We start from the raw sequence: 18,087 nt of genomic DNA on the forward strand, positions 1-18,087 counted from the left end.
CGTTCAGGCCAGCGCCGCCGGCGCGGTGGCCGCAGCGGCGGCCGGCAATGGCGTGCGCAGCGCGATGCCGCCGGCCTGGCGGCCGCCCTCGGCGCCCAGCCGCGGCGCGGCAGGCACGCGGCCCACGCACGGGCGCAGTGCGTCGAGCCGGCGCTGCAGCGCGTCGGCCTCGTTGATGTCGTCGCGGTAGCGCTTGAGCGTCATCGCCGCCGTCTCGAGCAGCTTGGGGTTGCGCGTGCGCTCGGTGTGCGCGAGCAGCTCGCGCACCGTGGCGCCGACGTCGCCGGCCACCTTGTGCGCCATCGCCGCCTCGGCCAGCGCGAGCACGCGGGCGTGGCCAGCGCGCACGCGCTCGGCCAGCGGCGGGTGGTGCGCGGCGGCGCGCGCGAGCAGCTCGGTGATGCCCTTGGACGCACAGTGGCGCAGCGCGACGGCGTCGACCCACGCGTCGGCGTCGGGCAGCTCGATCTCGGCCGTGCCCAGGTGCGCCAGCGTCGTCAGCAGGTTGCAGGCGGCCTCGACGTCGAAGTCGTCGCTCGCGCTGTCGTCGACGATGCGCTTGATGCGCGCGACGGCGTCGGCGAGCTGTTTGCGCAGCAGCGCCTGCAGCACCCGCAGCACCTGCGTGAAGCGGGCGAGCCGCACGGTGTCGGCACCGTCGCGCGTGGTCAGGTGCTCGACGTGTTCGAGGCAGCGCTGCAGCCCCTTGCCGTCGCGCTCGGCCAGGCGCAGGAAGCCCAGCAGCACCAGCGTCTGCGCGTCGAACTGGCGCGAGCCGATGCCCAGCGCGACGGCGCGCTCGAGCGCGCGCGCGGCGTCGGCGAGCTCGCCCGCGTAGAACGCGAGCACGCCGTGCTTCTGCAGCCGTCCGACCGATGACGGCGTCAGCTCGGCCGCCTGGCGGAACGTGGCCATCGCCGCGTCGACCTGGCCCTGTTCGAACTGCAGGCGACCCATCACGTCGTAGGCATCGGCGTAGGCGGGCTCGTCGGCGATCAGCGCCTCGAGCGTGCGCAGCGCGTTGCCGGCCGCGCCGCCTTCGGCCAGCGCGCGCGCGACGCCCAGCCGCGCCCACGGCAGCGTCTTGGCGGCGATCACGGCCTCGTACAGCTTCTGCGCCGCGTCGGGGCGCGACAGACGCAGCAGCAGTTCGGCGCCGATGCGCGCGGCGTACAGCCAGTACGGCGCGCGGTCGTGGAAGCGCTTCATGCAGCGCTGCGCGGCGAGCTCGAGGTCGCCGGCCTCGATGGCGCCGAAGATGTCGTGCAGCGCCTTCTTGCGCGCGCGCGCCTGCTGCACGCGCTCGGCCAGCGCGGCGGCGGTGTGCGGCTTGAGCAGGTAGCTGTCGAGCGCGGCCTCGGCCGCCTCGGCGACCTTGTCGTAGGTGGCCTCGGCCGTGATCATCACGAACACGGTCGAGAACGGCAGCAGCTGCGCGCGGCGCAGGTCGTCGAGCAGCTGCTGTCCCGTCGTCGTCTCATCCGGGAAGTGGCTCTCGCACAGCACGATGTCGAACGTGCGGTGCTCGAGCATGCGTCGTGCGTCGAGCAGCCGTCCGCACTGTGTGACGCTGCCCACGCCGATCTCGCGCAGCTGCGCGGCCATGATGCTGCGCGACGTCGGGTTCGGGTCGACGAGCAGCGCCTTGGCCTGCACGATGTCGCGGTCGACCCCTTTCATGCGCGCGCGGGCGCGCCGCCCGGGCGCGCGGTGACGGTCGAGGGGGCGGGGGCCATCGCCGGTGTATCGGCCCCGCGGCGCGGGACTTGAGCCGCGCGCGCCGCCGGGTGGCGCGCCGGAGGCTCGCCTACTTCCTACTTGAACAGGTCCTTGACGCGGTCGGTCCAGCTCTTGGCGTTGGGCGAGTGGCGGTCGCCGCCCCTGCGGAAGCTCTCGTCGAGTTCGCGCAGCAGCTTCTTCTGGTGCTCGGTCAGCTTGACCGGCGTCTCGACCGCGATGTGGCAGTACAGGTCGCCGGGGTAGCTCGAGCGCAGCCCCTTGATGCCCTTGCCGCGCAGGCGGAAGGTCTTGCCGTGCTGCGTGCCTTCGGGCAGCTCGATCTCGGCCTTACCGCCGAGCGTGGGCACCTCGATCGTGCCGCCGAGCGCGGCGGTCGTCAGCCCGACCGGCACGGTGCAGTGCAGGTCGTCGCCGTCGCGCTCGAAGACCTCGTGCGGTTTGATGCGGATCTCGATGTACAGGTCGCCCGGCGGGCCGCCGTTGGTGCCCGGCTCGCCGTTGCCGGCCGAGCGGATGCGCATGCCCTCGTTGATGCCGGCCGGGATCTTGACCTCGAGCGTCTTTTGCTTCTTGATCTTGCCCGCGCCGCCGCATGACGGGCACGGCTCGGGGATGATCTTGCCGCTGCCGTGGCAGTGCGGGCAGGTCTGCTGGATGCTGAAGAAGCCCTGGCGCAGGTGCACCGTGCCCGAGCCGCCGCACGACGGGCAGGTCTTGGGGCTGGTGCCGGGCTTGGCGCCGCTGCCGTGGCAGGTCTCGCAGTTGTCCCAGCTCGGGATGCGGATCTGCGTCTCCTTGCCGTGCGCGGCCTCCTCGAGCGTGATCTCCATCGCGTAGCTCAGGTCGCTGCCGCGGTAGACCTGCTTGCCGCCTCGGCGCCCACCGGCCGCGCCGAACAGGTCGCCGAAGATGTCGCCGAACGCCTCGGCGAAGCCGCCGAAACCGTCGGGGCCCGGCCCGCCGCGGCCCATGCCCATGTTCGGGTCGACGCCCGCGTGGCCGAACTGGTCGTACGCGGCGCGCTTTTGCGGGTCGGAGAGCATCTCGTAGGCTTCCTTGGCCTCCTTGAACTTCTCCTCGGCCTTCTTCGCCTCGTCACCCTGGTTGCGGTCAGGGTGGTACTTCATGGCCAGCTTGCGGTAGGCCTTCTTGATGTCGTCGTCGGAGGCGTTGCGCGCAACGCCCAGGACCTCGTAGTAGTCGCGCTTGGCTGCCATGGGAAAGCGATGCGAGGTTCAGAAACGGAACCGCCGCGCGGGGGTGACGACGCGGCGCGTCACCCCAGCGCGGCGACGACGTCCGGCCGGCCCGTGAGGGCCGTGCCGGAGGTCACTTCTTGACTTCCTTGAACTCGGCGTCGACGACGTTGTCGTCGGCCGGCTTGGACTGCGGCTGCTCCTGCGCGCCGGCGGCGCCCGCCGCGCCGGCTGCCGCCTGCGCGTCGGCGTACATCTTCTCGCCGAGCTTCTGGCTGGCCGCCATCAGCGCCTCGGTCTTCTTCTCGATCTCGGCCTTGTCGTCGCCCTTGATCGCCGCCTCGGCGTCCTTCAGCGCCGCCTCGATCTTCTCCTTCTCGGTGGCGTCGAGCTTGTCACCGTGCTCGGCCAGGCTCTTGCGCACGCTGTGCACCATCGCGTCGGCCTGGTTGCGCGCCTGCGCGAGCTCGAACTTGCGGTGGTCCTCGGCGGCGTTGAGCTCGGCGTCCTTGACCATCTTCTCGATCTCGGCCTCGGTCAGGCCCGAGTTGGCCTTGATCGTGATCTTGTTCTCCTTGCCGGTGCCCTTGTCCTTGGCGCTGACGTGCAGGATGCCGTTGGCGTCGATGTCGAACGTGACCTCGATCTGCGGCACGCCGCGCGGCGCCGGCGGGATGCCCTCGAGGTTGAACTCGCCCAGGCACTTGTTGCCCGCGGCCATCTCGCGCTCGCCCTGGTAGACCTTGATCGTCACTGCCGGCTGGTTGTCGTCGGCGGTCGAGAACACCTGGCTGAACTTGGTCGGGATCGTGGTGTTCTTCTTGATCATCTTGGTCATCACGCCGCCCAGCGTCTCGATGCCCAGCGACAGCGGCGTGACGTCGAGCAGCAGCACGTCCTTGCGCTCGCCGCCGAGCACCTGGCCCTGGATCGCGGCGCCGATCGCCACCGCCTCGTCGGGGTTGACGTCCTTGCGCGGCTCCTTGCCGAAGAACTCCTTGACCTTCTCCTGCACCTTGGGCATGCGCGTCATGCCGCCGACGAGGATCACGTCGTCGATGTCGCTCGTCTTGATGCCGGCGTCCTTGATCGCGATGCGGCACGGCTCGATCGTGCGCTCGATCAGGTCCTCGACGAGGGCCTCGAGCTTGGCGCGCGTGAGCTTGATGTTCAGGTGCTTCGGCCCGCTCGCGTCGGCCGTGATGTACGGCAGGTTGATGTCGGTCTGCGTCGTGTTCGACAGCTCGATCTTGGCCTTCTCGGCGGCTTCCTTCAGCCGCTGCAGCGCGAGCACGTCCTTCGTCAGGTCGACGCCCTGTTCCTTCTTGAACTCGGTGACGATGTAGTCGATGATGCGCTGGTCGAAGTCCTCGCCGCCGAGGAACGTGTCGCCGTTGGTCGACAGCACCTCGAACTGCTTCTCGCCGTCGACGTCGGCGATCTCGATGATCGAGATGTCGAACGTGCCGCCGCCGAGGTCGTAGACGGCGATCTTGCGGTCACCCTTGCCGGCCTTGTCGAGGCCGAACGCGAGCGCGGCCGCGGTGGGCTCGTTGATGATGCGCTTGACTTCCAGACCGGCGATGCGGCCGGCGTCCTTCGTCGCCTGGCGCTGGCTGTCGTTGAAGTACGCCGGCACCGTGATCACGGCTTCGGTCACCGGCTCGCCGAGGTAGTCCTCGGCGGTCTTCTTCATCTTGCGCAGCACTTCGGCGCTGACCTGCGGCGGCGCGAGCTTCTTGCCGCGCACCTCGACCCACGCGTCGCCGTTGTCGGCGGGCACGATCTTGTAGGGCATCAGGTCGATGTCCTTCTGCACTTCCTTCTCGGTGAACTTGCGACCGATCAGGCGCTTGACGGCGAACAGCGTGTTCTTCGGGTTCGTGACCGCCTGGCGCTTGGCGCTGGCGCCGACGAGGATCTCACCATCCTCCTGGTAGGCGACGATCGACGGCGTCGTGCGCGCGCCCTCGCTGTTCTCGATCACCTTCGGCGTGTTGCCTTCCATGATGGCCACGCACGAGTTCGTGGTGCCGAGGTCGATGCCGATGATCTTTCCCATGTCGTTGGACTCCTGGATGCGGAATTTGGATGTCGGTGAGTTGCGGCTGCGGCACGGGCTTTCAAGCCCCGCGTGCCGCCGGCGTCATTTCGCGGCGGCGACGGTGACGAGCGCCGGGCGCAGCACGCGGTCGGCGATCAGGTAGCCCTTTTGCAGCACCGCGACGACGGTGTTGGGCTCCTGGTCGGCGGGCACGACGCTGATCGCCTGGTGCTGGTGCGGGTCGAACTTGGTGCCCACCGGCGGGTTGACCTCGACGACCTTGTTGCGCTCGAGCGCGGCCACGAGCTGGCGCAGCGTCGCGTGCACGCCCTCGAGCACCTGCTCAGGGGTGGCGTTGGCGTTGGCGATCGCCGCCTCGAGGCTGTCGCGCACCGGCAGCAGGCTCTCGGCGAACGATTCGACGGCGTACTTGCGCGCCTTGGCGATCTCCTCCTCGGCGCGGCGGCGGGTGTTCTCGACTTCGGCTTTCGCGCGCAGGTAGGCGTCGGCCATCTCGGCGTGCTTGGCCTCCAGTTCGGCCAGCCGCGCCTCGGGCGAGGCGGCGGACTCGGCGGCGGGGCCCTCGGCGGTGGCCGGGCTCGGTTCGTTGGAATTCATCGTGTGGGCTGTGGGGCGGTCGGTGGGCGAGTCGTTGCCGGAAACGAACGGACAGCGGCGAAGTGGGGACGGCGGCAGGGATTTCAAGGGGCGGCGCCGCGGCGGCGCGGCGCTTCAGTCGCCGTCGAGCGACGCGCTCCAGCGCTGCCACGACGCCTTGACGCGCGTCAGCTCACGCCGGTCGTGCTTGGTCGGGCGGCCGTGGGTGATCGCCAGCGCCGGCTCGACGCCCTGGCGGCGCCGCTCGGCGGCCTCGCGGCGCGCCTGCACGCTGGCCGGCGTCTCCTCGTACAGCGCCTGCGCCACCGGCGCCGGGCCCCGCACCGTCGCCAGCGCGACGACGCGCACCTCGTGGCGCACGTCGCCCTGGCGGATCGTCAGCACGTCGCCGGGCTTGACGTCGCGCGCCGGTTTGGCCGGCGCGCCGTTGACGAGCACGCGTCCGCGCTCGACTTCGTCGGCGGCCAGGCTGCGCGTCTTGAACCAGCGCGCGGCCCACAGCCACTTGTCCAGGCGCACGCGGCCCGCGGGGTGGCCGTGGTCGGCGGCGGTGTCGCGCCGTGCGTCGGCGGGCCGGACCATCGGCACGCTCAGTCCTTCGCACCCAACGCCAGCGCCAGCTCGCGCTGCCGCCGCAGCGCCGCCTCGTCGGGCGGGCTGGTCGTGTCCCAGCCCTGCATGTGGCGCGTGGCGATGTCGGCCAGCGCGGCGATCCACTCGGGGCGGTCGTTCAGGCATGGGATGTAGTGGAACTCGCGGCCGCCGGCGTGCAGGAAGGCCTGCCTGGCCTCGCCGGCGATTTCTTCCAGCGTCTCGAGGCAGTCGGCGACGAAGCCGGGGCACATCACGTCGACGCGCCTGATGCCCTGCGCGGCGAGCTGGCGCAGCGTCGGCTCGGTGTACGGCTCGAGCCAGCGCGCCTTGCCGAAGCGGCTCTGGAACGCGACGACGACGTCGTCGGGCGACAGCCCGAGACGCTCGCCGAGCAGGCGCGCCGTCTTGCGGCACTCGCAGTGGTACGGGTCGCCGAGCATCAGCGTGCGGTGCGGCACGCCGTGGAACGACAGCAGCAGCCGCTCGCCGCGGCCGTGCGCCTGCCAGTGGTCGAGCACGCGGCGCGCGAGCGCGTCGATGTAGCCGGTGTCGTCGTGGAAGCGCGCGACGAAGCGCAGCTCGGGCAGCTGGCGCACGTGGCGTGCCCACGCGCCGACCGCGTCGACGACGCTGGCGGTGGTGGCTGCCGCGTACTGCGGGTACAGCGGCAGCACGAGCACACGCCGCACGCCCTGCGCCTTGAGCTCGTCGAGCACGCGCGCCACCGACGGCTCGCCGTAGCGCATCGCGTGGCGCACCAGCACGCGGTGGCCGCGCTCGCCGAGGTAGCCGCCGAGCAGCTTGGCCTGCTTGTCGGTCCACACGGCCAGCGGCGAGCCCTCGGGCGTCCACACGGTGGCGTACTTGACCGCCGACTCGGCCGGCCGCTTGCGCAGGATGACGCCGTGAAGGATCAGCCACCACCACGGGTTCGGGATCTCGACCACGCGCGGGTCGCTGAGGAACTGGCGCAGGTAGCTGCGCAGCGCCGGCGCGGTGGGCGCCTCGGGCGTTCCCAGGGCCACCAGCAGCACCGCGGTGCGCGGCGGCTGTCCGTGGTGGTACGGGGGTTCGGGGTGGAAGTCCATCGCGACGATTGTCGGCGATGCGCGTCCGGCGGCCGGCGGCAGGGGACTGCGCGGGGCCGCCGCGTCAGCGCGGGCCGAGCAGCTGTGCGCGCAGCGCGTGCAGCTCGTCGAGCACGGCGTCGATGTCCAGTGGCTTGGTCCAGTAGCCGCGGAAGCCCGCGGCGAGCGCGCGCTGCACGTCTTCGGGCATCGCGTCGGCCGAGCACATGAACGCCGGCGCATCGGCCAGCGGGGGGTGCTCGCGCAGGCGGCGCAGCACCTCGTGGCCGCTGGCGCCGGGCAGGTTCGCGTCGAGCACGAGCACGTCGGGGCACCACTGGCCGACGAGCTCGAGCGCCTCGCGGCCGTCCTCGGCCACGCGCAGCTCGAACTCGGTGTGGCGGCGCAGCGCCTCCTCGAACAGCAGCGCGTTGATGCGGTTGTCCTCGACGTACAGCAGCCGCAGTGGCGCCGGCGACAGTGGCAGCGGGCGCGACGGCGTGGCCTGCGCCGGCTCGACCTCGGCCGGCGCGGCGGCCGCCGGCAGCTCGATGCGCACCTGCGTGCCGGCGCCGGGCTGGCTGGCGAGCGTCAGGCGGCCGTGCATCGCCTCGACCAGGCGCCGTGCGATGACGAGCCCGAGCCCGGTGCCCTCGATCGTCGAGGTCTCGCGCCCGAGGCGCTCGAACGGCTGGAACAGGCGCGCGAGCTGGTCGGGCGTCATGCCGGCGCCGGTGTCGGCGATCGTGACGACGACGCGGCCGGCCTCGCCGGCGGCGACGGACCATTCGACGCGGCCGGCCGGGCGGTTGTACTTGACCGCGTTCGAGCCGATGTTGAGCAGCACCTGGCGCAGACGCTGCGCGTCGGCCAGCGCGTGCAGCGGCGCGGCGTCGGGGTCGCGGCGCTGGTGCACGGCGCGCGCGTCGGCCAAGGGGCCGAGCATCGTCAGGCACTCGTCGATCAGCGGGCTCAGCGCCACCGGGCGCAGCTGCAGCGCGAGCTCGCCGGCCTCGACGCGCTGCAGGTCGAGCACATCGTTGACCAGCGTCAGCAGGTGGCGCCCGGCGTCGAGGATGTGGTCGACGTGGTCGAGCCGCGCCCCCGAGCGCAGCCGCAGCAGCTGCGCGAAGCCGATGATCGCGTTCAGCGGCGTGCGCATCTCGTGGCTCATGCGCGACATGAACTCGGTCTTGCTGCGGCTGGCCATCTCGGCGACGAGCTTCTCCTGGCGCGCCTTCTCGGCCTGCTGGCGCTCGCTGAGGTCGTGCAGCAGGCCGATCAGGTGCGTCGTGCGGCCGGCGGCGTCGCGCGCGGCGACGATCGTCAGCTCGTTGACGAAGCGGCTGCCGTCGCGGCGACACCCGTCGACGACGACGGTGGCGTCGCCGCGGCGGCGCAGCGCCTCGGTCAGCAGCGCACGGCCCGGGGCGTCGGGGGCGGCGAAGAAGTCGAACGGGCGGCCGATGACCTCGTCGCGACGCCAGCCGCCGAGCTGCTCGAACGCGGTGTTGACGTAGACCAGCGCCGGGGCCCCGTGCTGCACGTCGGCGATGATGATCGGCAGCGACGCCGGCGACTCGAACACGCGCTGCATCAGCAGCACGTCGCGTTCGAGGCTGCGCAGCTCGGTCAGGTCGCGTGTCAGGTACAGCAGCTCGCCGCCAGGCATCGGCGACACGCGCGCCTCGAAGTGGCGCTCGTGTCCGTCGGACATCGTCAGCGCGTACTCGAAGCGCTGCACGCGCCCGAGCGTGCGCGCACGCTGCATCGCTTCGCCAGCGAGCCCCGCCACCGCCGGCGGCAGGCCGTCCTCGAACGGGCGTCCGACGAGGTCCTCGAACGGGCGCATCAGCGACGGATGGCGCGGCGAGCTGACGCGCGCGTAGCGGCCCTGCGCGTCGATGACGAACCACAGGTCGGGCACCGCGGCGAGGACCGCGCTGAGCTGCGCGTCGGACTCGAGCTGGCGCCGCTGCAGCGCCGCGAGCGCGCGCTCGGCGTTCTTCTGCGCGGTCTGGTCGACCGACAGGTGCACGACGTGGCCGCTGGGCAGCCGCTGGTCGATCACGAGCCCCCAGCCGTTGCGCCAGCGCAGCTCGCGCGGCGTGGGCTGCTCGGCGTCCAGCCCCAGCCGCCACGCGATGAACTCCTCCTCGCGGCCCACCGCGTCGGGGTAGTGCCCCTGGTACGCGAAGTGACGCACCAGCGACGGCCACGTCAGCGGACCGGGTGGCGTGCTCGAGTCACCGAGCTGCGCGTACCACGCTCGGTTGGCGAGCACGACGCGCCCGGCGGCGTCGCTGACGGCCACGCCGGCCGGCAGGCCGTCGAGCGTGTCGCGCAGCAGCGCCTCGGCGCGGCGCGCGGCGAGCTGCGCCACGAGCTCGTCGGTGACGACGCGGCCGGCACCGCGGTAGCCGCTGAAGTGGCCACCGAAGTCGAACACCGGCACGCCGCCGAACGCGACGCTGACGCGCCCGCGTGGCGTGTCGGTGTCGCCGATCGCGTCGTCGAAGGCACGGCGCTCGCGCCACGCGGTCGCGAAGGCGTGCCACTGCGCGGCGGTCTCGTCGCCACGCGGGCGGTGCAGCTCGGCCAGCGGCACGCCGAGCAGCGCGTCGGCGTCGAGCCCGAGGTGCGTCGTGACGTCGTCGGAGACCCACACGATGCGGCCGTCGGCGTCGGTCTCCCACAGCCAGTCGGAGCCGGCGCGGCTGGCGTCGCGCACGCGCTGCTGGCGCAGCTGGCTCTGCTGTTCGCGGCGCCGCGCCTCGAGCAGTGCCGAGGCGACGCGGGCCAGGTCGCGCAGGTGCGCCAGCGTGTCGTCCCCCCAGTCGGGGCGCGGCACCGTGTCGATGGCGCACAGCGTGCCCACCGGCAGTGCGTCGACGTGCACCGGCACGCCGGCGTAGGCGTGCACGCCGGGCAGCCCGCTGGCCGCGGGCGTCGTGGCCGCGAGCAGGCGTGCGGCATCCGCGGCGACGACGTCGGCGCACGCGCTGCCGGCGCGCGCGGCCGTGACGGCGAGCGGACCGTGGGCCGCCTTCGGCCACACGTGCTGCGCCGTGACGAGGTGCAGCCGCGCGCCGCCAGCGCCGGCGGCGTGGGCGGCGGCACGCACGAGCGCGTCGAAGGCGGGCTCGGGGGCGGTGTCGAGGATGGCCAGCGCCTCGAGCGCACGCAGGCGGGCGACTTCCTGGCGGTGCAGCAGCGGCGTGCGCGCCGGCATCGGTTCGAGGGTCGGCAGCGACGACACGGAACGCTCAGGCGCGCGCCGCTGGCCGGCCGGCGGCACTCGACGGTGTCGTCGCGTGAGGGCGCAGCACCTCGAAGCGCACGATCGTGGGGCTCACGTCCAGCGGCGAGGCCCCGAGCCCGATGACGCCGTGCCCGTGCAGCGCGCAGGTGCCGCGGCGCAGCGACAGCACCTCGGTTTCGGTGCCGAAGCGCACGTAGGTGCCGTTGAAGCTCAGGTCGGTGAGCTGGAACGCGCCGCTGTGCCAGTCGATGCGCGCGTGCGAGCGCGACACGCGCGAGTCGTCGACGCAGAAGCTCGCCTGCGGGCTGCGGCCGAGCACGACGGGCAGCTCGTGCAGGTCGAATTCGCGGCAGTGGTCGAGCCAGGTCAGGCGCAGCCCCTGGGGCTCCTCGGGCGGCGGCACGTCGCCGAACTGCGTCGTCTGCTCGTCGGGCGGGCCGGTCTTGCTCAGCAGGTGCACCTGCACCGGCTCGGCACGGCCGCGCAGCCGGATGCGGTCGAGGTCGCGGAAGCGCCGGCGGTGCTCGCCGGCGAATCCCTGCAGAACCTCGGCGGTGACGAGCGTCTCGTTGTCGCCGGCGTGCTCGAGCAGGCGCGCGGCGACGTTGACGGCGTCGCCGTAGCAGTCGCCGGCCATCTCGACAACCTCGCCGCGCGCCATGCCGACTTGCAGCCGCAGCCCGCGCAGCCCCGACGATGCGCCGCGTTCGCCGCCGCGCGACACCAGGCGGGCGAGCGTGTCGTGCATCGCATCGGCCGCGTCGAGCGCCTGCTGCGGGCGGTCGAACACCGCCATCAGCCCGTCGCCGAGCGTCTTGACGACGTGTCCGCCGTGCGCCGCAACGGTGCTGCACAGCGCGCCCACCGTGTGCGTGACGACCGACGTCGCCTCGGCGTTGCCGAGCGTCTCGTACAGCCCGGTGCTGCCGCGCAGGTCGGCGAACATCACGGTGCGTTCGAGGATGCGCGTCATGGCGCGCCGAGTGTACCGGCCGCTCATGGCAAAAGGCCCGGCATAGCCGGGCCTTGTCACACGACGGTTACAGATCGGGGCAGCGGCGGACCGGCGTGCCCGCGATGGGCGCCTCGGCCGGTGTGCCGCGCGAGCCGGTCAGAGGTTGTCGAGGTAGGTGCGCAGCTTGTCGCTGCGGCTCGGGTGCTTGAGCTTGCGGATCGCCTTGGCCTCGATCTGGCGGATGCGCTCGCGCGTGACGTCGAACTGCTTGCCGACTTCCTCGAGCGTGTGGTCGGTGCTCATCTCGATGCCGAAGCGCATGCGCAGCACCTTGGCCTCGCGCGGCGTCAGCGAGTCGAGGATCTCCTTGACGACCTCGCGCAGGCCGGCCTGCATCGCCGCGTCGACCGGCGCGACGCTGTTCGTGTCCTCGATGAAGTCGCCCAGGTGCGAGTCGTCGTCGTCGCCGATCGGCGTCTCCATCGAGATCGGCTCCTTGGCGATCTTCATGATCTTGCGCACCTTGTCCTCGGGCATCTCCATCTTCTCGGCCAGCGTCGGCGCGTCGGGCTCGTAGCCGAACTCCTGCAGGTGCTGGCGGCTGATGCGGTTCATCTTGTTGATCGTCTCGATCATGTGCACCGGGATGCGGATCGTGCGCGCCTGGTCGGCGATCGAGCGCGTGATCGCCTGGCGGATCCACCAGGTGGCGTAGGTCGAGAACTTGTAGCCGCGGCGGTATTCGAACTTGTCGACCGCCTTCATCAGGCCGATGTTGCCTTCCTGGATCAGGTCGAGGAACTGCAGCCCGCGGTTGGTGTACTTCTTCGCGATCGAGATCACCAGGCGCAGGTTGGCCTCGATCATCTCCTTCTTCGCGTCGCGGCTGGCCTTCTCGCCCTCGTTCATGCGCTTGTTGATCTCCTTGAGATCCTCGAGCGGCACGACGGCCTTGGCCTGGATGTCGATCAGCTTCTGCTGCAGCTCCTGCACCGCAGGCAGGTTGCGCGCGAGCACGGCGCTGTAGGGCTTGCCGGCAGCGGCTTCCTTCTCGGCCCACTTCAGGTTCAGCGCGTTGGGCGGGAAGGTCTTGATGAAGTGCTCCTGCGGCATGCCGCACTTGTCGACGACGATCTTGCGGATCTCGCGCTCGTAGCGGCGCACGTCGTCGACCTGCGAGCGCAGGATGTCGCACAGCTTCTCGATCGTCTTGACCGTGAAGCGGATCGTCATCAGCTCGTCGCTGATGGCCTGCTGCGCCTTGTTGTACGCCGGCGACTTGTAGCCGTCCTTCTCGTACGCCTTGCGCATCTTGTCGAAATGCGAGCGCAGCACCGCGAACTTCTCGAGTGCCTGGGTCTTGAGCTCCTCGAGCTTCTTCGTCAGCGCCTTGCTGCCGCCGGCGCCGTCGTCGTCTTCCTCTTCGTCGAACTCGTCGAAGTCTTCCTCGGCGACGTAGTCGTCCGCCTCGTCGTCGCTGACGAAGCCGTCGACGACGTCGGAGATCTGCATCTCGCCGGCCTCGATGCGGTCGGCCATCGCGAGGATCTCGGCGATCGTCGTCGGGCTCGCGCTGATGGCCAGCATCATCGCCTGCAGGCCGCCCTCGATGCGCTTGGCGATCTCGATCTCGCCCTCGCGGGTGAGCAGTTCGACCGTGCCCATCTCGCGCATGTACATGCGCACCGGGTCGGTCGTGCGGCCGAACTCGCTGTCGACGGTCGACAGCGCGGCCTCGGCCGCCTCCTCGGCTTCCTCGTCGGTGGCCGTGCTGGTGCTGGCGCCGGCGATCAGCAGCGTGGCCGCGTCGGGCGCCTGCTCGTAGACCGCGATGCCCATGTCGTTGAGCATCGAGACGATCGCCTCGAGGATCTCGTTGTCGACGAGCTTCTCGGGCAGGTGGTCGCTGATTTCCTGGTGCGTCAGGAAGCCGCGCGTCTTGCCCATCTTGATGAGCGTCTTGAGCTCCTGGCGGCGCTTGGCGACTTCCTCCTCGGTGAGCTGCGTCTCGTCGAGGCCGAACTCGCGCATCAGCGCGCGCTCCTTGGCGCGGCTGACCTTCATGCGCAGCGGCTTGGCCTTCTCGGCCTTGTCGGCCTCGTCGGCCACCTGCGCCTCGGCGTCGACGTCGGCTTCGGTGTCGAGTTCGGCATCGACGTCGGCGAAGTCCTCCTCGGCGAGCGCGAGTTCCTTGTCCTTGGCCTTGGCCTTGGTGTCGTCGGCCTTGCCCTTGCGGCCGGTCTTGGTCGCTTCGGCAGCCTTGGCCGGCTTGCCGGCAGGCGCCTTGGTCGCCGCCTTGGCCGTGACGGGGGCCGCCGCCTTGCCGGTGGGCTTCGCACCGGCCGTGGCCTTGGCCGCCGGGGACGGGGTGGGCGACTTGCCAGCCGCCGGTGCCGCGGTCGCCGCCGTCTTGGCGGCGCCCTTGGCCGTGGGGGTCGCGGTCTTGGCCGTGCCCTTCACGGCCTCCTTCGGCGCAGTCTTCGTCGCCGCCTTCGGGGCGGCTTGGGTGGTGGTCTTGGCGGCGGATGCGGATTTCTTCGCGGTCATGCGATTCCTCGTCGGGGAAGGTCAGGGCGGGCCCGCACAGCGGCCAACGGCATCGGGCGGCAGCGGGCGCGCCGGGGCGGCGGCGCGATCGCGCCGGCCGGCCCGGCGGACCGATGGCCGATACATGAGGGCGTGCGTCGGGCAGGCAAGATCGCGTGAACGTCCTGAGGGGCAGCCCTTGCGGGGAGGTTGGCCGATGCGATACCCGTGTCGCGGGTGGCCGGGGCCGGAGGCGCTGCTGTCACTCTTGCCGCTGCAACAAACTGATTATTATCCCCAAGCGGGCCGCGGACGTCAAAGCACCTCCGGCCCCCCGAGCGCCCGGGCGCCGCTGACGGACAATCCACGCCGCCGACCGCCCCGCGTCGGCCGCTGCCCGCCGACGTCCCCGATGCCTGCCACCCCCAGCCCCTGGCGCCTCGCCGTCGCGCCGATGATGGAGTGGACCGACCGCCACTGCCGCCACTTCCACCGGCTGCTGACACGGCGCACGCGCCTGTACACCGAGATGGTCACGACCGGCGCGCTGATCCACGGCGACGTGGCGCGCCACCTCGACTTCGATCCGATCGAACACCCCGTCGCGCTGCAGCTCGGCGGCAGTGATCCGGCCGAGCTCGCGCACGGCGCGCGGCTCGCGCAGCGCTGGGGCTACGACGAGGTCAACCTCAACTGCGGCTGCCCGAGCGAGCGCGTGCAGCACGGTGCGTTCGGCGCCTGCCTGATGGCCGAGCCGGCGCTCGTCGCGCAGGGCGTGCGTGCGATGCGCGACGCATGCGACCTGCCGGTCACGGTCAAGCACCGCATCGGCATCGACCGCGTCGAGAGCTACGACTTCGTCCGCGACTTCGTCGGCACCGTCGCCGACGCCGGCTGCGCCGTCTTCATCGTCCATGCGCGCAACGCCTGGCTGCAGGGGTTGAGCCCGAAGCAGAACCGCGAGGTGCCACCGCTGCGCTACGAGGTCGTGTACCGCCTCAAGCGCGACTTCCCGGCGCTGACGATCGTGCTCAACGGCGGCGTCACCGACGACGCGCAGATCGAGGCGCACCTGCAGCACGTCGACGGCGTGATGGTCGGACGCGAGGCCTACCACCACCCGTGGCGGCTGGCTGGCTGGGACGCCCGCTTCTTCGGCGAAGCGGGACCGGCGCCGGCCGACCGCGACGCGGTCGAGCGGCAGATGGTCGAGTACATGACGCGCGAGGCGGCCGCCGGCGTGCCGTGGCCGCACGTCGCACGGCACATGCTCGGGCTGATGAACGGCGTGCCCGGCGCGCGGCGCTGGCGCCAGGTCTGGAGCGATCACCGGCTGCGCCGCGAGACGCCCGAAGCCGTCTGGCGGCGGGCGCGGCAGGCGCTCGAGACGGCGGCGGAGGTGCCGGCATGAGGGTCGACGGGCGCCACCGGCGCAGTCTGTGGCCGGCCCAGGCGCGCGACGCGCTGCACGTGATCGACCAGCGCCTGCTGCCGCACGCGTTCGCCGTCGAGCGCCTGACGACGCCGGCCGACGTCGAGCACGCGATCCGCGACATGGTGGTGCGCGGCGCGCCGCTGATCGGCGCCACCGCCGCCTACGGCGTCGCGCTGGCGATGAACGCCGATGCCGGCGACGCGGCGCTGGCCGACGCGGTGCGGCGCCTCGGGGCCACGCGGCCCACGGCGGTCAACCTGCGCTGGGCGCTCGAGCGCATGCAGCGCCGGCTGGCCGCGCTGCCGCCGCAGGCGCGTGCCGCGGCCGCGTGGGACGAGGCCGACGCGATCGCTAACGACGACGTCGCCGTCAACGAGGCGATCGGCACCCACGGGCTGGCGCTACTGCGCGGCCTGGCGCCGCGCGACGGCCGGCGGCTGAACGTGCTGACGCACTGCAACGCCGGCTGGCTGGCCACCGTCGACTGGGGCACCGCGCTCGCGCCGGTCTACAAGGCGCAGGCCGCGGGGCTGGACGTGCACGTGTGGGTCGACGAGACGCGCCCGCGCAACCAGGGCGCGAGCCTGACGGCGTGGGAGCTCGGCCAGCAGGGCATCGCGCACACCGTGATCGCCGACAACGCGGGCGGCCACCTGATGCAGCACGGCCGCGTCGATGCGGTCATCGTCGGCTGCGACCGCGTCAGCGCGCGCGGCGACGTGGCCAACAAGATCGGCACCTACCTGAAGGCGCTCGCCGCGCACGACAACGGCGTGCCGTTCTGGGTCGCGATGCCGCTGTCGACGCTCGATGCGCGCATCGACGACGGTGTCGCGCAGATCCCGATCGAGGAGCGCAGCGTCCGCGAAGTGACGCACCTGGCCGGGCGCGCCGCCGACGGCCGCGTCGTCGAAGTGCAGCTCGTGCCCGACGGCTCGGCCGCCGCCAACCCGGCGTTCGACGTCACGCCGGCGCGGCTGGTCACGGCACTGATCACCGAGCGCGGCGTCGTGTCGGCCACCGCGGCCGGCATCGCGTCGCTGGGCGAGGGTACTCATGGCTGAAGCCACCGCGGACCCGCGCGTGGCCGTCGTCGAGACGGTGCGCCGGCTCGACGCGCTCGGGCTCAACCGCGGCAGCACTGGCAACGTCAGCGTGCGCGCGCAGCGCGACGGTGCGTGCGGCTGCTGGATCACGCCCACCGGCATGGGTGCCGACGGGCTCACCGCCGACGACCTCGTCTGGCTCGGCGACGACGGCCGCGTCGACGGGCGCTGGCAGCCGTCGTCGGAAGCGCCGTTCCATCGCGCCGTCTATGCGGCGCGCGCCGACCTGCACGCCGTCGTCCACGTGCACTCGGTGCACGCGACGGCGCTGGCGTGCCTGCGCCGGCCGCTGCCGGCCTTCCACTACATGGTCGCGGTGGCCGGCGGCTGCGACGTGCCCTGCGTGCCGTACCACCTGTTCGGCACCGAGGCGCTGTCGCAGGCGGTCGCGCAGGCGTTCGCCGACCGCCACGCCTGCCTGCTCGCCAACCATGGGCTGGTTGCCGGCGGCACGTCGCTCGCGCACGCGCTGAAGGTGACGCTCGAGGTCGAATCGCTGTGCGAGGCCTACCTGAAGGCGCTTGCCGTCGGCGAGCCGGCGATCCTCGGTGCCGACGAGATGTCGGCCGTCATCGAGCGCTTCAAGTCGTACGGCCGCGCGGCGCGGCGCTGACGCGCCCGGCCGCCGCGGGCCACGTCGCGAGCACGACGCCGGCCAGCGCCAGCGCGAAGGCCAGCCCATGGCCGGCGCCGAACGGCTCGCCGAGCACCGCGATGCCGATCAGCGCCGCGCTGAGCGGCAGCCACACCGTGAACACGCCGGCGCGCGAAGCGGGCACCTCACGCAGGCCGCGCATCCACAGCCACACCGTGACCATGCTCGCGGCCAGCGCGTAGAAGACGAGCAGCCCCCAGGTCGGCGGCGCGACGGCCGCGAAGTCGAACGACAGCGCCTGCCACAGCCCCAGCGGCGTGACGAGCGCGAGCCCCCAGAGGTTGATCAGCGCACTGATGCGCCGCGGCGACACGCGCCCCGTCAGCCGCTTGCCGATCACGACGTACGCCGCCTCGCAGAACACCGCCGCGAGCAGCAGCGCGTAGCCCCACCACGGTGCGGCAGTCGCACCCGCGTGGCCGCCGCTCTTGACGACGGCCAGCAGCGCGATGCCGGCCACCGCGCAGCCGATGCCGGCGGCCACGCGCGGCGTCAGCCGCTCGCCGAGCAGCACGCGCGACAGCAGCGCGACGGCCGCCGGGATCGCCGCCATCACGACACCGGCGGCCAGCGCCGAGGTGTGCAGCACGCCGAACAGCATCGTCACCGAGAACAGGAAGTTGCCGAGGAAGCTCTGCCAGAACAGCAGGCGGCGGTCGGCGGGTGTCGTCGGCGCCTCCCAGCCTTCGCGGCGCAGCCAGGGCAGCATCGCGACGGCGGCGATGCCGAAGCGCAGCCACGCCAGCAGGAACACCGGAAACGCCGCCAGCAGCAGCTTCGACAGCCCGACGTAGCTGCCCACCAGCGCCATGCTGGCGCTCAGGCTCGCGTAGGCGAGCCACGGCACGGCGGCGGTGGGCGCGAGGGCGGGCATGCGACGGGCAGGGCG

The 18,087-nt window shown here is 72.2% G+C and carries 13 protein-coding genes; 3 read left to right on the forward strand and 10 right to left on the reverse strand.

Annotated features, from left to right (window positions below):
* Window positions 1-3: 3 nt before the first annotated feature.
* The 9 genes from MOJ79_RS09330 to rpoD form a co-directional block, all read right to left on the reverse strand.
* Window positions 4-1,680 (reverse strand): response regulator, encoded by a 1,677-nt coding sequence (locus tag MOJ79_RS09330; RefSeq protein WP_241923905.1) that lies wholly within the window; start codon window positions 1,678-1,680, stop codon window positions 4-6.
* Window positions 1,681-1,814: 134 nt separating this feature from the next.
* Window positions 1,815-2,957: a molecular chaperone DnaJ gene (dnaJ, locus tag MOJ79_RS09335; RefSeq protein WP_241923906.1), complete on the reverse strand. Its 1,143-nt coding sequence runs from the start codon at window positions 2,955-2,957 to the stop codon at window positions 1,815-1,817.
* 112 nt (window positions 2,958-3,069) lie between these two features.
* Window positions 3,070-4,998: a molecular chaperone DnaK gene (dnaK, locus tag MOJ79_RS09340; RefSeq protein WP_241923907.1), complete on the reverse strand. Its 1,929-nt coding sequence runs from the start codon at window positions 4,996-4,998 to the stop codon at window positions 3,070-3,072.
* Window positions 4,999-5,082: 84 nt separating this feature from the next.
* Window positions 5,083-5,598, reverse strand: a complete 516-nt coding sequence (grpE, locus tag MOJ79_RS09345) for a nucleotide exchange factor GrpE (RefSeq protein WP_241923908.1) — start codon at window positions 5,596-5,598, stop codon at window positions 5,083-5,085.
* Between the two features lie 114 nt (window positions 5,599-5,712).
* Window positions 5,713-6,180 carry an RNA-binding S4 domain-containing protein gene (locus tag MOJ79_RS09350; RefSeq protein WP_241923909.1) on the reverse strand — a complete coding sequence of 156 codons (468 nt, stop codon included), beginning with the start codon at window positions 6,178-6,180 and terminating at the stop codon, window positions 5,713-5,715.
* An 8-nt stretch (window positions 6,181-6,188) separates the two neighbouring features.
* Complete coding sequence (hemH, locus tag MOJ79_RS09355) at window positions 6,189-7,280, reverse strand: ferrochelatase (RefSeq protein WP_241923910.1); 1,092 nt, start codon at window positions 7,278-7,280, stop codon at window positions 6,189-6,191.
* Window positions 7,281-7,344: 64 nt separating this feature from the next.
* Window positions 7,345-10,518: a hybrid sensor histidine kinase/response regulator gene (locus tag MOJ79_RS09360; RefSeq protein WP_241923911.1), complete on the reverse strand. Its 3,174-nt coding sequence runs from the start codon at window positions 10,516-10,518 to the stop codon at window positions 7,345-7,347.
* Window positions 10,519-10,525: 7 nt separating this feature from the next.
* Window positions 10,526-11,494 carry an adenylate/guanylate cyclase domain-containing protein gene (locus MOJ79_RS09365; RefSeq protein ID WP_241923912.1) on the reverse strand — a complete coding sequence of 323 codons (969 nt, stop codon included), beginning with the start codon at window positions 11,492-11,494 and terminating at the stop codon, window positions 10,526-10,528.
* Window positions 11,495-11,632: 138 nt separating this feature from the next.
* Window positions 11,633-14,023, reverse strand: coding sequence for an RNA polymerase sigma factor RpoD (gene rpoD / locus MOJ79_RS09370; protein ID WP_241923913.1), 2,391 nt, complete (start codon window positions 14,021-14,023; stop codon window positions 11,633-11,635).
* A gap of 391 nt (window positions 14,024-14,414) precedes the next feature.
* Here rpoD and dusA point away from each other — a divergent pair, with 391 nt between their 5' ends.
* Genes dusA through MOJ79_RS09385 form a run of 3 tightly spaced genes read left to right on the forward strand, consistent with a single transcriptional unit; the run spans window position 14,415 to window position 17,156 of the window.
* A complete protein-coding gene (dusA, locus tag MOJ79_RS09375) occupies window positions 14,415-15,413 on the forward strand; it encodes a tRNA dihydrouridine(20/20a) synthase DusA (protein WP_241923914.1) in 999 nt (332 codons plus the stop codon).
* Window positions 15,410-16,501 (forward strand): S-methyl-5-thioribose-1-phosphate isomerase, encoded by a 1,092-nt coding sequence (mtnA, locus tag MOJ79_RS09380; RefSeq protein WP_241923915.1) that lies wholly within the window; start codon window positions 15,410-15,412, stop codon window positions 16,499-16,501. Before dusA ends, mtnA begins: the two co-directional genes overlap by 4 nt.
* Window positions 16,494-17,156: a class II aldolase/adducin family protein gene (locus tag MOJ79_RS09385; RefSeq protein ID WP_241923916.1), complete on the forward strand. Its 663-nt coding sequence runs from the start codon at window positions 16,494-16,496 to the stop codon at window positions 17,154-17,156. The genes mtnA and MOJ79_RS09385 overlap by 8 nt, the downstream gene beginning before the upstream one ends.
* Here the strand turns inward: MOJ79_RS09385 and MOJ79_RS09390 are convergent.
* Complete coding sequence (locus tag MOJ79_RS09390; RefSeq protein WP_241923917.1) at window positions 17,125-18,072, reverse strand: DMT family transporter; 948 nt, start codon at window positions 18,070-18,072, stop codon at window positions 17,125-17,127. The two genes, MOJ79_RS09385 and MOJ79_RS09390, sit on opposite strands and share 32 nt — an antisense overlap.
* Window positions 18,073-18,087 lie beyond the last annotated feature (15 nt).

Origin of the sequence: Calidifontimicrobium sp. SYSU G02091 (genome assembly GCF_022631395.1) — a bacterium.
Taxonomy (GTDB): Bacteria; Pseudomonadota; Gammaproteobacteria; order Burkholderiales; family Burkholderiaceae_C; genus Calidifontimicrobium; species Calidifontimicrobium sediminis.

Bases quoted from the DNA above. Each gene is read 5' to 3' on its own strand.
- grpE (WP_241923908.1), bottom strand. From the start codon at position 5,598: ATGAATTCCAACGAACCGAGCCCGGCCACCGCCGAGGGCCCCGCCGCC.
- rpoD (WP_241923913.1), bottom strand. From the start codon at position 14,023: ATGACCGCGAAGAAATCCGCATCCGCCGCCAAGACCACCACCCAAGCC.
- dnaJ (WP_241923906.1), bottom strand. From the start codon at position 2,957: ATGGCAGCCAAGCGCGACTACTACGAGGTCCTGGGCGTTGCGCGCAAC.
- MOJ79_RS09350 (WP_241923909.1), bottom strand. From the start codon at position 6,180: ATGGTCCGGCCCGCCGACGCACGGCGCGACACCGCCGCCGACCACGGC.
- MOJ79_RS09330 (WP_241923905.1), bottom strand. From the start codon at position 1,680: ATGAAAGGGGTCGACCGCGACATCGTGCAGGCCAAGGCGCTGCTCGTC.
- MOJ79_RS09365 (WP_241923912.1), bottom strand. From the start codon at position 11,494: ATGACGCGCATCCTCGAACGCACCGTGATGTTCGCCGACCTGCGCGGC.
- MOJ79_RS09390 (WP_241923917.1), bottom strand. From the start codon at position 18,072: ATGCCCGCCCTCGCGCCCACCGCCGCCGTGCCGTGGCTCGCCTACGCG.
- MOJ79_RS09385 (WP_241923916.1), top strand. From the start codon at position 16,494: ATGGCTGAAGCCACCGCGGACCCGCGCGTGGCCGTCGTCGAGACGGTG.
- hemH (WP_241923910.1), bottom strand. From the start codon at position 7,280: ATGGACTTCCACCCCGAACCCCCGTACCACCACGGACAGCCGCCGCGC.
- dnaK (WP_241923907.1), bottom strand. From the start codon at position 4,998: ATGGGAAAGATCATCGGCATCGACCTCGGCACCACGAACTCGTGCGTG.
- mtnA (WP_241923915.1), top strand. From the start codon at position 15,410: ATGAGGGTCGACGGGCGCCACCGGCGCAGTCTGTGGCCGGCCCAGGCG.
- dusA (WP_241923914.1), top strand. From the start codon at position 14,415: ATGCCTGCCACCCCCAGCCCCTGGCGCCTCGCCGTCGCGCCGATGATG.